This is a genomic window from Flavobacteriales bacterium, assembly GCA_020435415.1.
Lineage (GTDB): Bacteria > Bacteroidota > Bacteroidia > JACJYZ01 > JACJYZ01 > JACJYZ01.
On sequence record JAGQZQ010000090.1, the window covers coordinates 1 to 13,608 of the forward strand.

The 13,608-nt window shown below is 43.0% G+C and carries 12 protein-coding genes, 1 tRNA gene and 1 other RNA gene; 10 read left to right on the top strand and 4 right to left on the bottom strand.

Annotated features, from left to right (window positions below; translation table 11 throughout):
- Window positions 1-105: 105 nt before the first annotated feature.
- From KDD36_12395 to KDD36_12420, 6 genes are all read left to right on the top strand, one after another.
- A complete protein-coding gene (locus tag KDD36_12395; protein MCB0397452.1) occupies window positions 106-2,022 on the top strand; it encodes a 3'-5' exonuclease in 1,917 nt (638 codons plus the stop codon).
- A gap of 354 nt (window positions 2,023-2,376) precedes the next feature.
- Window positions 2,377-3,702: a hypothetical protein gene (locus KDD36_12400; protein MCB0397453.1), complete on the top strand. Its 1,326-nt coding sequence runs from the start codon at window positions 2,377-2,379 to the stop codon at window positions 3,700-3,702.
- A 171-nt stretch (window positions 3,703-3,873) separates the two neighbouring features.
- A complete protein-coding gene (locus KDD36_12405; protein MCB0397454.1) occupies window positions 3,874-5,367 on the top strand; it encodes a hypothetical protein in 1,494 nt (497 codons plus the stop codon).
- A gap of 6 nt (window positions 5,368-5,373) precedes the next feature.
- Entirely contained in the window at window positions 5,374-5,604 is a 231-nt protein-coding gene (locus KDD36_12410; protein ID MCB0397455.1) for a hypothetical protein, read from the top strand.
- A 162-nt stretch (window positions 5,605-5,766) separates the two neighbouring features.
- On the top strand, window positions 5,767-6,039 hold the full coding sequence (locus KDD36_12415) for a hypothetical protein (GenBank protein ID MCB0397456.1): 273 nt from the start codon (window positions 5,767-5,769) through the stop codon (window positions 6,037-6,039).
- 329 nt (window positions 6,040-6,368) lie between these two features.
- Complete coding sequence (locus KDD36_12420) at window positions 6,369-6,506, top strand: hypothetical protein (GenBank protein ID MCB0397457.1); 138 nt, start codon at window positions 6,369-6,371, stop codon at window positions 6,504-6,506.
- 221 nt (window positions 6,507-6,727) lie between these two features.
- On the opposite strand, the gene KDD36_12425 is transcribed toward KDD36_12420, so the two are convergent.
- Together KDD36_12425 and KDD36_12430 are read right to left on the bottom strand one after the other, a co-directional pair.
- Window positions 6,728-6,800 (bottom strand) — tRNA-Lys (locus KDD36_12425).
- Between the two features lie 514 nt (window positions 6,801-7,314).
- Window positions 7,315-7,830, bottom strand: coding sequence for a T9SS type A sorting domain-containing protein (locus KDD36_12430; protein MCB0397458.1), 516 nt, complete (start codon window positions 7,828-7,830; stop codon window positions 7,315-7,317).
- Window positions 7,831-8,170: 340 nt separating this feature from the next.
- Between KDD36_12430 and KDD36_12435 the strand changes: the two genes are divergently transcribed.
- The 3 genes from KDD36_12435 to ffs all read left to right on the top strand — a co-directional run bounded on the left by KDD36_12435 (window position 8,171) and on the right by ffs (window position 10,284).
- Window positions 8,171-9,352, top strand: a complete 1,182-nt coding sequence (locus KDD36_12435; protein MCB0397459.1) for an acetyl-CoA C-acyltransferase — start codon at window positions 8,171-8,173, stop codon at window positions 9,350-9,352.
- Between the two features lie 8 nt (window positions 9,353-9,360).
- Window positions 9,361-10,143, top strand: a complete 783-nt coding sequence (locus KDD36_12440) for a C40 family peptidase (protein MCB0397460.1) — start codon at window positions 9,361-9,363, stop codon at window positions 10,141-10,143.
- A 42-nt stretch (window positions 10,144-10,185) separates the two neighbouring features.
- Window positions 10,186-10,284: signal recognition particle sRNA small type (gene ffs, locus KDD36_12445), an RNA gene on the top strand.
- An 11-nt stretch (window positions 10,285-10,295) separates the two neighbouring features.
- Here ffs and KDD36_12450 read toward each other — a convergent pair.
- Together KDD36_12450 and KDD36_12455 are read right to left on the bottom strand one after the other, a co-directional pair.
- Window positions 10,296-10,883 carry a tRNA-(ms[2]io[6]A)-hydroxylase gene (locus KDD36_12450; protein MCB0397461.1) on the bottom strand — a complete coding sequence of 196 codons (588 nt, stop codon included), beginning with the start codon at window positions 10,881-10,883 and terminating at the stop codon, window positions 10,296-10,298.
- Window positions 10,884-11,206: 323 nt separating this feature from the next.
- Complete coding sequence (locus KDD36_12455) at window positions 11,207-13,141, bottom strand: cation:proton antiporter (GenBank protein ID MCB0397462.1); 1,935 nt, start codon at window positions 13,139-13,141, stop codon at window positions 11,207-11,209.
- A gap of 111 nt (window positions 13,142-13,252) precedes the next feature.
- On the opposite strand from KDD36_12455, the gene KDD36_12460 reads away from it, so the two are divergent.
- Complete coding sequence (locus KDD36_12460; GenBank protein MCB0397463.1) at window positions 13,253-13,579, top strand: hypothetical protein; 327 nt, start codon at window positions 13,253-13,255, stop codon at window positions 13,577-13,579.
- The last annotated feature ends 29 nt before the right edge of the window (window positions 13,580-13,608 follow it).

Sequence of the window (13,608 nt, forward strand, 5' to 3'; positions counted from 1 at the left end):
GCTGAGCTAAGAAAAGGTCTTTGCCTTGATAGCGCCCAATGTTTAGCCGCGAAACGTTAGTGGCAACCCTAAGTGACGACAACACAACGATTAACAAAGAAAAAAATGTATTTATTCCTTGACACAGAAACAACAGGACTACCGTTAGACTGGAAAGCACCAGTTGGACAGCTTGAAAATTGGCCAAGAATTGTAGAAATAGGTTGGATATTGACCGACAAAGACGGACAAGAAATTGAAAGTGAAACAATAATACTAAAGCCAGACGGCTTTAAAATTCCGGCAGACGCTTCTGCAATTCACGGTATAACAAATGAAATTGCAAATGAGAAAGGGCAAGACAGAGTTGAAGTTCTTAAAAAATTTTCTGACCTACTTAGCAAAGCGACAGTTTTAGTAGCACACAATATTGACTTTGACAAAAAAGTTGTTCACGCAGAGTTTATGCGTTACAACATAAAATCAAGCATTCATAAAATTGACAAGCTATGCACTAAAGAACTTACGACTGACTATTGTAAACTGCCAGGAAGATATGGCTACAAGTGGCCAACTCTTGAAGAACTTTATGAAAAAGTTTTTTCAACTTCATTGACAGCTTCACATTCAGCACTTGGTGATGTAAAGGCTTGCAAAGACTGTTTTTTTGAGTTAGTAAATCGTGGAGTAATTAAATTATTTGGCAGCAAAGTATTAGTTGACACCGTAATTGATACAGATGACGAAGACCTTATTCAAATTGACGACATTGAAGATGAGATTACATATAATGGAGATTTTCAATATTTTACAAGAGTTCGCCACCTTGGACTAAAAGAACATAAATTTCTTAAAGCCTATGACGAATGGGTATTGGAAGAGAAAATTGAAAGACAAGTTGAGCGATTTAATGCAAAATGGGAGAAAGTAAAAGGCAAATTGCAAAGTGACTATTACAAACAATCAAACATTTTAGAAGCAGAAGAAAAAACAAAAGAAGCTGAAGAACAAATTAAACAACTTGAAACACTTTTAGAACAGACAATCAATGTAAATGATGCAGTAAATTGGGAAGAACTCAAAAATCATAGACCGTTCAAAGAAGTTTCGCCAGAAAATTATCTACAAACAAGACTTGATAAAATTACAAAACCAATAAAAGCGGGACATATTACTGTCCCCAAAGAACCATTACAAACAGACAGTGAATTTCAACCACAATTCAACTTTTTAGAAAAATACTTATTCAAGTCTTGGCAACAAAAAAAGATTGATAAAAGCATTCAAGATTTCAAAAACTCTCATTCCAACTGGTTAGCAGAGAAAGCTCGAATTGAAAAACAAAATAAGGACAATATTGAAAAATATGAGCAAGACACAATCTCATACAATAAAGAAATTGAACGGACAAAAGAACAGAACCGAGACGAAGTAATTGAATGGGAAAAGAGAAAAGAACAGTATTACAAAGACCAATCTGATTTCAATAACAAAATTGACTTGATGAAAGAAGAATATCTTCAAAAGAAACCTCATTCAATTATTGAAAATTGCGACTTGGTATTAAACAATTCAACGTATCCCGACTATTTTCCAAAAACATATGAACTTGATTACAACCCTGATAAGGAACATTTAGTTATTGACTTTTGCTTACCTCAAATTGAGAGTTTGCCGAGAACTAAAAGTGTGAAATATGTAAAAACCGAAGACAATTTCAAAGAGACAAGCATTTCAAACACAGCATTAAATCAACTATACAGTAGTGTTGTATTTCAAGTTGCTATTCGGACAGTTCACGAAATATTTGAAGCGGACGTGGTAAACGCAATTTCAACTGTATGCTTTAACGGCTATGTGGACAATGACAAAATAGAATATATAATTTCGTATCAGTCGGACAAGGAAACATTCAATAAATTAAACTTAAAAGGACTTGACTGTAAAGAGACAATCAAGAATTACAAAGGCAAGTTCACAGCTAAGTTGACAGAGATTGAACCACTAATGAAAATTGAACATAAAACCAAGCAGACACAATGACGACAGAAAGAAGGGCAGCCACTAACATGCGTTTGGCGCAATGGGGGTTGACGTGCAAAATTGAAAGTTCGTGCTTCTATTCAGCTTCGGTGCAGGTTGACAGTTTAGTGCTTCTAAGTCCCCCACTGCGCCAAGCGCAAAAACGTTAGCTGCAACCCGTGGGGACAGTGCTAACCCGAAACTGACTGCATAAAACGAACAGACAAAACACGAATGACGAAACTTTTTACATTTTTAATCGGGACAGTTTTTACACTCCAATCATTCGGACAGGAAAGTTGGTTTGACTTGAAATCTTCGGTTCTTTATATGAACATCACCGATAACGATTCGATAACGATTTACAATTACATTTTGACAAAACAAGTTCTTAACGACACGACAATTCAAGGCAAGACATTTCAAAAAATTCGTTGGACAAAGTTCAAAGACATTGACGGAGCAAAAACAAATTATTACGAATACGAACACCTTGCAGACAAAGAACTAATCCTGCTTGACCAAAACTTTCAAACAATTCACAACCTCAAACTCATTGCTAAACTTGACCAGCAAGGAATAATTTTCGGAAAGCAAGGGAAAATAAAAAGCGAATACATTGACTTACGAAGAAGTTATCCAAGAGATAGTTTAGTTCCCGACGACAGAACACCAATCAAGTTTTTCATTGACGATAATTGCAAATATGCTTTGACTTACCGACCAGAACTTAATGTGATTGAACTTGCAGACAATTGCAAGTCATCAACAAAGTATTGTTTAGGCGAAGTATTTAAAGACCTAACGAAAGGATTAGAAAACACAACTCCAATCAATTCCAACTTTGAACTCACAAAAGGTGACGAAGTGCAGCTTCATTACCGCAGACGATTTTACAATGACACAACAAGGTTGGCAGAGTTTGAAAAGAAGCAAATCATAACAATGGTTTATGATGGCGACACCATCATTGACAAACAAAAGCAGTTGATGATTACTTACAACGATTACAACTTTCTAAGTGGCAGAACCAAAGAACCACAAACTGTTTTCGTTACAATGACTGATAGCGGTTTCTATATGAACGGACAACAATTCATTCCGACAAAAAATTTCAAACCTGTTTTCAAAATTGATAGTTTGAAAATGGATGAAAGCAAAATCCCGAAAGAGTATCTTGACGAATACAGAAAAGAAGCAAAGAAAAAGTTCATCACTTTTTCCGCTTATGTGTATGACACATTAGGCGGAGTTGCTTTTCCAAGAGTTGTATTTCAACAGAGCAATTCACCTTATACAAATTATGTTCTTCCCTATTTCCCTGTTATGTATAACATCTTCCCTGGAATAGACGGAGTGATTACTTACATCAAGAAAGGCAACAAGCAATACGGAACGAAATTGGAACCCGAAGTAAAGACCGATGAAACCAACATCAGAAAAATAAAATGCCTCTCAAAAAAAGAAGTTCAACTTGACATTTATTTTACCGAAACTTGTGATGTTACAGTTTTAATTTACGACAAGAACGAAAAGACAAAACCAATTCACAAAACACAAATCACAACAACAGGATTGCAAACAATAACGGTAAAGACACCGAAGCTAAAGAGAGGAGAATATTATCAAATACAAGTTGAGTATAAGAAAGACAATAACACAGGAGTTTTGACAACAGGATTTACCGCAAACTACAAATGACAATGGACAATCGGGCAGCAGCTAACATGGTATTGCCGCAATGGGGGGTGAAGTGCTTCTATGAAACTTTTGTGCGTGAACGAGCAGCAGTGCATCTATTGAACATTTGTGCTAAAAATCCCCCACTGCGGCAATACCCGAACCGTTATGTGGCATTTTAAAAAGATGACTATGAACATTAAAACTGCGTTAGCACTGACGATCACAATTTTCGGCTTCAACCAAGTTTTCGGACAGGACTTCAATGAATGTAAAGTTGATTTTTTTCTTCTCGAATCTCAGGAGAGTTTCAGCACAGACGACAATGGACGAGAATATGTGCTAATCTCAGACAACCTTCCAGAATATGAAATCAAAAACACGCCGACAAAAACTCTTGAAGAAATCAAGTCAGAATTATCTGAGAAGCTCAAGGATAATAAGGACTACAACAAAAACAATCCAGTCGTTAGAGACAGCCTAATTGACTATTATTCTGAACTTGCTCACAATGTTGGGGTAAATATAATTTGGTGGGAAAAATGGCGAGAAGCGACAGAAGAAGAACTAAATGAATACAAGAAAAGGACGATAGCATACGACAAGAAATCATCATACGGATTTCATAATCTTCCAGGCGGTGGAACTGATTACGGAAGGTATTGGGATCCTTCAATACCAAAGCCTGAAGTCATTGATGAAAACACTCAAATAAGGCATACTACTCTTTATCAGCGAAGGCAGAAAAGAATTCGTGACGATTTGCCTCTGTTTTGGATACAGCCTAAAGACAGTGCATTTGTTTTTCAATACAACCGAGATAATCGGGAATACACATTTCCAATCGGTGCAACACCCGTATTTAGTTTCGACCCTTACAAAAATTCGAGCTTTGTTCTCCGAAATGAAAAGCAAGGCAACTATTCAAGCATGTGGAAGCTGTTGGTCTTTATTGTAGACAATGAATACAAGCTTGCTATGTATAATTTCAAGTTTAATCAAGGTCAATACGAACCCACAATGGATTATTCAATAGACATTTTCTACGATAAGAAAAAAATAGAAAAGATTGCCGAGTTTCTCAATTCCCTAAAATCAAAAGAACTTGTTATCCAAGCAGACGGTGAAGAGTTTATGAATCCTTCGATAACCGACATTTCATTCAATTTGAAGACATTAAATATCTCTTACACGAGTAGCGGCAATTCATACACAAAAGAATTTGAAGGCTATCCTGACCCAAACTATCGTTATGACAGTGGTTGGAAAGACAAAAGAGTAAAACAGATATACAACTTCCCGATATATTACACAGACTGTTACAACAAGAAACTTGAAGACTTTAACAATTTGACTTTAAAGAGTGATTATATCAATGACCCAACATTGAAGAAGCAGCTTTACAATGCTTTGGCTTCTTCTCCTGAGTGGCTCAATTATTCAATTGAGAAAGTTATTCTAACCAATAAATCGCAATGGGCAATAGTCACCAACAAATACACAGGAATAAAGGAAAGTCGGTTTATTCTTGCAGACGTATACGCTAAAAGCACCAAAACGGGAAAATGTTACTTACAAAAGGAAGTTTATTTCAGTCAGAAATTGGACCCGCTTGGAGAGTATGTTTATTCAATTTTCGTCTCTGTACCTCAAACCATGCAACCATATCCATGTAACCTGAAATAATGAATTATGGAATACAATAAAGACTCTGCCCACCACGACTATCTGCAAATCCCACTTGGTTGGGACGCACCAGAATTTAATCTAAGAATAACAGTTGTACCTGAAAATGAAACAGTACGGTTGAATAAGACGGATGGAAAAAATCATATTTACCCCGGACCAGAATTTGACTATCAACACATTCCGAAACTGATTGAAGCCCTAGCAAAAATCTATAATGACAAGAAGGAAAAATAAAAACGCCACATAACAAAGTATAAAAAGCATAGGGCAGACAAGAGTTTCAGAGAGTTTAATGCTCTCAACAAACATTCTACTCAGCTGACAGTAAAGTGCTCCGAAAGCCCTACGTTTTTTATACAGAGCCGTTGTAGTGCATTAACATTAAAGAGAACCGATATGCCAATTAATATTTACGCAGAAGACTCAGGAGAAAAGTTAGATTGGCTTTGTGATGAAGATTGGGATTTGCCAACCCAAATAGACGCTCTTGAAACTTGGCTGATGAACAAGGGAAAAACTTTAAAACCGAATAAATACGTTGCCGATATAGGTTTTGGTATCCGTAAAGATGCAACAGGTGGCGGTGGCATATTAAACTCGAAATCAATGGCAATTATGGGCGAAATTGGAATGGATGTGTACTTCTCCGAATATCCTTCAAGTGAATAAATATGAATAGTAAGAATGTAAATATCCAATTGACTAGGGACGAAGCGATAGTCCTATTCGAATTTCTCGGTAGGTTTAACGAGCGCTTTGACTCTGATAAATTTGAAGACCAAGCTGAGGAAAGGGTTTTGTGGGACATTGAATGCATATTGGAAAAAGAATTAAGCGAACCGTTTCAATCCGACTATCAAGAGATTGTTGAGAGAGCGAGAATAAATGTTCGTGATAAAAAAGGATAAATAACGACACCACAACAATAGCTAAAATGCATGCGTAACCAACCTAACCGTTGCACGACATTTTAGCCGAACCGTTGTGCGTAATATAAAATGACCGAAGAGAAACGATATATCGAAACAGCAATTGAAGAACTTCTCAATCCAACTTTTGAGACGACTAAGCAACATGTTGAAGTTCTTGAAGTGCAAACAGAAAACGGAAAACCAGAAATTGCACGGGTTATGTGAATCAGCTGGGGCTTCCCGCAGGAAATGCGCGGGATAAACTTCTCGCCCCCTTTGCTAATAACCGGATCTCTCCAACAAAAAAAGGCACCCTTACTATAGGATGCCTTTGTGAATCAGCTGGGGCTTCCCGCAAGAAAAGCGCGGGATAAACTTCTCGCCCCCATAACTGCTTACCGGATCTACCCAATAAAAAAAGCACCCCAGGGATAGGGTGCTTTATGTGAATCAGCTGGGGCTCGAACCCAGGACCCCATCCTTAAAAGGGATGTGCTCTACCTGCTGAGCTACTGATTCTCCTTTGTTCCCGAAGCAAGGCTCCGTGAACGAGGGGGCAAAAATAAAAACATTGATCAGATTAACAAAACGTTGCGGAATAAATAAGCCCAACTTATGCAGTAGGAGGTGAGGAATGAACCGAACTATCTGTATTTAGTTGGGCTTATCCCGATTTAGAAAATCACTTTGGGGATGAGCGAAGCGTAAGCCGGAAAGATTGATTTTCTTAATCGTTATGAAATAGAAAACTTTCTGCGGTATAACCTGGGATAAGAAAAACCGGAAGGGCGGCAGCTTGTCGAGAAGAGGGTCACTAGTTTCCTATTTATGCGCCAACCGCCCCATCCGGATGTAACCAACTAAGGAGTTTCCAAGGCTCCTTGTTAAGTAAACGCTACATCTATAACGGATCGTATCCGGGAAAGCGACAGGCAGTAATAAAAAAAGAGTGAAGGCATAGGTGTGGTGGAATCAACCCAGGATTTGTCCCACACCTATGCACATTCCCTCAATCGTCCGGAGGGGAATCCGGTTAACAGGTGCTATAAATCTTGCGGGTGAAGGTGAGGCTACCCTGGGTAACCCTAACTATATAAGTGCCGCAGCCCGCAATATCTCCGGCGATTGTGTGATGAAATGCGCCTCCATCATTCCAGATCGTTTTTTTCCAGACCCTCTTCCCGATCAGGTCATACAGTTCAACTTCCACTTCCCCTGACTCAGGCCAGTTAAATGACACATTCAGCTGATCCTTTACCACGGTTGGATATACTTTGGCCTCCTTCTTTGACAATGCCAACTGCTGATCCGTTCCTGTACCCGGACCGGCTTCGCGCAAGTTCGATCCATTGGATTCATCCTTTGTGAGGCGGCTGTCTTCACTATTCCCCTTCCAGCCATCCGCCTCTTCGGACTCGTAAGTGGTTTCGTCTTTTGAGATGGTACCGTCTTCATTGGCACCCTTCCACCCCTGGGCGAAGGTGGCTGTTGCGATGAGCAGCATACCGATCAATGATGCGTTGCGTAAAATTGGTTGATTCGTTTTCATGACTCATCGTTTTAATTGGTTTCTGATCATATGACGCACAACCCGGTCCAATTGCTGCAAGACATCGTGTTAATAAATGTTAACCCAAGTTATGCAGTAGGAGGTGAGGAACGAGCCGAACTATCTGCATTTAGTTGGGGTTATCCCGATTTAGAAAAACACTTTTCGGATGTATGAAGTACAAGCCGGAAAGGTTGATTTTCTTAATCGCTATGCACTAGAAAATTTTCTATTGCATGGTTTGGGATTAAGGTTCTGAAAACACGTTGAAGGGCTTACTTCCTGCGCTTGGAATTATTCCTTAATTTCACGCATCCTAACCTATTAAGAAGATTTTCAGATGAATGAAGTTTATATTATTTCGGCGGTCAGAACCCCTATGGGTAGTTTCAACGGAAACCTCTCGTCTCTGAGCGCCCCTAAGCTGGGTGCCGTTGCCATCGAAGGCGCATTGACAAAAGCAGGTATCGCCAAAGAAGAAGTGAATGAGGTTTTCATGGGCAATGTACTACAGGCAGGTGCAGGACAGGCACCGGCACGACAAGCCGCCATTTTTGCAGGTCTGAGCAATACCATCCCATGTACAACAGTGAATAAGGTTTGTGCCTCGGGCATGAAGTCCATCATGCTGGGTGCACAGTCCATCCTTTCCGGAGATAATGACGTGGTTATAGCCGGAGGCATGGAAAGTATGTCCAACGTACCATATTATCTGCCGCAGGCAAGAACCGGTTACCGTCTGGGTGATGGCAAACTGGTTGACGGCCTGGTATTCGACGGCTTGACCGACGTTTACAACAAATACCACATGGGCAATGCTGCTGAACTATGTGCCCGCGATTGCAACATCACCAGAGAGGAACAGGATCAATTTGCCATTACCAGCTACGAGCGTTCCGCAGCGGCATGGAAGGCCGGTAAGTTCAATGATGAGATCGTAGCCGTATCCGTACCCCAGCGCAAAGGAGACCCGGTGGTGGTTAATGAAGATGAAGAATATACCAAGGTTGCACTTGATAAGATTCCCGGCCTCCGGCCTGTTTTTCAACCCGACGGGGGTACCGTGACCGCAGCCAATGCATCAACCATCAATGACGGAGCTTCAGCCTTGGTTCTGGCTTCCGGAAAGAAGGTGAAGGAACTGGGACTTAAACCACTGGCAAAAATTGTGTCATATGCTGATGCAGCGCATGCACCCGAATGGTTCACCACCGCACCATCCAAAGCCATACCCAAAGCACTCGCCAAGGCAGGACTGAATGCCTCGGACATCGATTTCTGGGAACTCAATGAAGCATTTGCCGTCGTCGGAATTGTAAATATGAACGAATTGAAGCTGGACGCTTCAAAGGTGAATGTGAATGGCGGTGCCGTTTCCCTGGGGCACCCCCTCGGCTCATCCGGTTCGCGGATCATCGTTACCCTTCTGAATGTACTGAAACAAAACGGTGCAAAACGAGGTGGCGCCGGTATTTGCAACGGTGGCGGCGGCGCTTCGGCCATGATCGTAGAACTGGTTTAAGCATTATCATGGAATTCCGGACGGAAGCAACCGGCATTTGTCATTTATCTGTCATTCCATGCAGGGCAATGCCATCGGATAAGGCAGAGATTGTTTCCCAGCTGCTGTTCGGAGAAACTTTCCGCGTCATCGATACAGAACCCGGCTGGCTGCATATTCGCAGTCACCATGATGACTATGAGGGGTGGATAGATCCCAAACAAGCCCACCCATACCAAGCCAGTACAACCGGGACAAACACCGTACGCTTACTGGAAACGGTATCTGCCATCCTGAATGAGAGCGGAACAAAAAGGATCCACCTGACCAAAGGTGCAGTTCTTCCAGGTTTTGAAAATGGTCAATTTACGCTGGAAACCGACCGGTACATGGTCACTGGTAAGACCAATGCAAACAGAAGCTTCCACCCTGACCATATCGTCAGCGATGCCATGGATTACCTGGGATCACCCTATCTGTGGGGGGGGCGCAGTCCATTTGGCATCGACTGTTCCGGTTTTACACAAATGGTATTCGCCCTGAATGGCATTGCACTTCCACGGGATTCGTCCGCCCAGGTATCGGTTGGTGAAAAGATTGGTGATCTTCAGAAAGGCAGGGTGGGTGACCTGGCCTTTTTCGCAAAAGAACCTGCAGGTAAGGTCATGCACGTGGGCATCATCCTACCCCATCAGAGAATCATTCATGCATCCGGCGAAGTACGCCTGGATGCCATGGATGACAAGGGAATCATCCGGAAGGAGACCGGTGAATATTCCCACTTTCTGACCGGTATCCAGCGATACTTTTGACCTAAGTGTTACCAATCCGTGAAATGTTGTTACTTTTGTGCGGGGTAAGTCTCATACGACCAGCTCCTGCTTAACCCCCCAGGGTCGGAAGACAGCAAGGGTCGGCGGTTGTAGCGGTGCGATGTGAGTAGCTTGCCCCTTTTTTTATGGCATCAACCGTGGATACGCTCCGTATTCCCATATTGACTGATCACTTCCGCCTCATACTTCAGGAACTCCTTCCAGCGACGTTCCACATCAATATTTTCAGGTTTTCCGTATTGTCTGGCAAAACTTAGAAACATCGTATAATGACCGGCTTCGCTGATCATCAATTCGCGATAAAAGGCGGCTAACTCCGTATCCTCAATATTCTCAGACAAAACCTTGAAGCGTTCGCAACTCCTTGCCTCGACCAGGGCAGCAAAAAGCAGCTTATCTACCAGGGCCACCACTTTGCCCTCCCCTTTTCTGATCATCCTTGCCAGATCATTGACATATTCATCCTTGCGTTCCCAACCCAACGTCAGTCCACGTTGCAGGATCAGCTGATGGACCCGTTGAAAATGCTCCATCTCTTCCCTTGCCAGTTCACTCATAGCCGTTACCAACTCGCTATGTTCAGGGTATTGAATGATCAGGGAGATGGCTGTGGATGCAGCTTTTTGTTCACAGTATGCATGATCGGTCAGAATTTCTTCGATATTTTTTTCGGCAATGTTTGCCCAACGCGGATCGGTAGGCAGTTGAAGTCCCAGCATAATACGGTGTTATGCCGGTAAAATTAGAAAATTTGGTTTTAGGCGATGGCGTTTCGGTGGTGCCCCGAGGATTGTGTTATCCTGGCAATGGTGTCACCCCTTCGGGGTTTTGTACATCCCCCCTATCCGTATCGTGCTATAAATAAGGCACCCCTTTGGGGTTATATGTTTTGTGTTAAATGACAGCACCATAATCACAACGCCCTTTCGGGGTTTCCGGCATGAACCTTCTGCCAACCCTCCACCAAATGCCCTAACTACCCTCCTTCGCTAAAGCTACTGAGGGTAAGGCAAACCACAAACCTTAAACTTCAAACCTTAAACTATCTCCCCCCTTCAAACTTCATCCTCACCTTCTCCAGGCTTTCCCTGGATCCTACAAGGGTGACCATATCTCCGATCCGGAGCCTTGTATAACCATGGGAGATCAGCATCTGACCGGCCCGCGTTACGGATAGGATAATCACATCCGCTGGCAATCGCAGGTTGCGCAATGCCATGCCATGAAGGTCCTCGTTTCTGATCTCAAGTTCAATGGTATCCTGATCTTTGGCCATTCCAAGGAGCAGCGATGTGGCATGAGGTGAACGTACAAAGTGGTCTAGCAGACTCACAATGGCCGTACTGGGCTCAACGATCAGCGCACCCAGCTTATGAAACCTGTCAAAGTTACTGCGCTCATGAAGCCGCACCACCATGTCCTTGGTCCCGAAATTCTCGTATGCCATTTCACAAATCCTGAAATTCTCCTCATCAGACAGCATCGTCACAATGGCTTCCACCTTTTCCATCTCCAGGTTGCGCAACTCGCCGAGGTTAATATCGGGCAAACGCTGGATGTCGAGATCCGGTGCTTCAAAATCGGAGTATTCTTCCCTTTTGGTCGCTATACGCACTTTCCATCCGTTTGCTGCAAGCTGTCTGGCCAGGGCCACAGATTGATTCTCCAACCCGAAGATGACACAGTCCCGGTTGCCGTCAAACCCCGGGGTTTCTGCCCGAGAGTGATCCTCGCCTGCAATACCCAGCGCCCATTTAAAAAGTGGCGGACCAACGAGCTGGTTCAGAACAATCACCCCGATCACGATGGTTGAGAACTGGACACCCCATTCAGGAAACTCCGCGGCAACAACCGTAGCAAGTCCAAGTCCCACCCCGGCCTGTGTCACATAAGGCATCCATGCAATCACATTCAACTTTAACGGATCTCCTGCCAACGCACCGCCGATCAAACCACCGGCAAACAACGAAACCAATCTGATGGAAAACAATAACAACGCAATCCCCCATACCTCCAACAGCATATCCAATGACATGGAAGCACCGGTCAGCGTGAAGAACAACACATATATCTTCGGACCGGTCTCATGCATGATCTTAAGGAACTCCAGGCGATGCCGGCTATAGTTGGTCACCACAAAGCTGGCAACAATGGTTATCAGGAGGGGTTCCAGGTAAATTTCCACACCCCAGTGATTTTCGGACCAGTGTTTGAAAAAGTGCGCGAAAAGGAAGGCTGAAAATCCGCTCAGCAGAATAAGAACTACCTTGAGACTACTGTTGGTAACATAATTCATGATCACACCGAGCCATTTCCCCAGAAGGTATCCGAGGAAGAAGGACAACAATAGTTCAGCCAATAGCAGCAACAGGAAACTCAGACGAATGTCCACATCCTGTATTAATGCTTCCGCTACGGAAATACATACGGCAAAAAGGATGATCACCAACACATCTTTGATCACCGTCACACCCATGACGGTTTTGGTGAAAGGCCCTTTTGCCCTTAACTCGTTGATGATGGCAATGGCCGAAGCAGGGGAACGTGCAACAAAAATGGTGGCAAACAGCAAAGCAACAGCCGTCACGGACTTTGGGGTCATTCCCTGCATGAAGGCAATGTGAGGCGCCAACAGGATAACAGCAACCGCTCCAATGGCAAAGGTCACCACCAACTGCCCGAACGTCATCCATTTGATGCTGACGAACCGCCCTCTCATCTCGCGGAGGTACAATTCAGACCCTGCTGCAAATGCAATGAATGCCAGGGCAAAATCATTCACATAGCCCAGGTCTGCTATCGCATGTCTTGGAATAAGCTTAAAAACAAAGGGACCTGACAGAATACCCACGACCAGTAGGCCGGTAATAACAGGTAACTTTACCTTCTTAAAATACCTCGCCAGCTGATGTGCAGCCACCGCAACAATAAGGAAGCCTCCCAGAAAAACCAGTGTATTTTGCCAGGTATCAAACATAGTAAGGGCAGGAAATTTTATGATTCGGGCACCTCAGACAATGAAAGGCTAAGCCCAAAGGATTTCCTTTGCATCGGTTGTACCTTATTTTTTTAATTTGGTTGCTCAAAGATGGAAAAAATAATTCTCCGGTTAAGTCAGCGCAGGTTCCGGTTCTTTGCCTGGACCTGTACTTTGTCTACCATCATTATTCTGTTTCTGGCCCTGTTGTTTATCCGCGGGGGAGCCGAAGGATGGTGGTGGGGTGCCCTGCTCCTGGGTATTTTTATTGTTTCCGCCACGTTCTTCATGGGTTGCATTGCGAAAAGTTATCGCACCATCTCACAGCTTTATGCGGAAGGGAGAATTGACATTATTACCATGATATTCACATACGTGCTATGCATCCTCGCTCAATTCTTCAGCACCTTACTCACCATCTCCTATGTATCGTTTTAACCCAACTTATGCAGTAGGAGGTGAGGAAC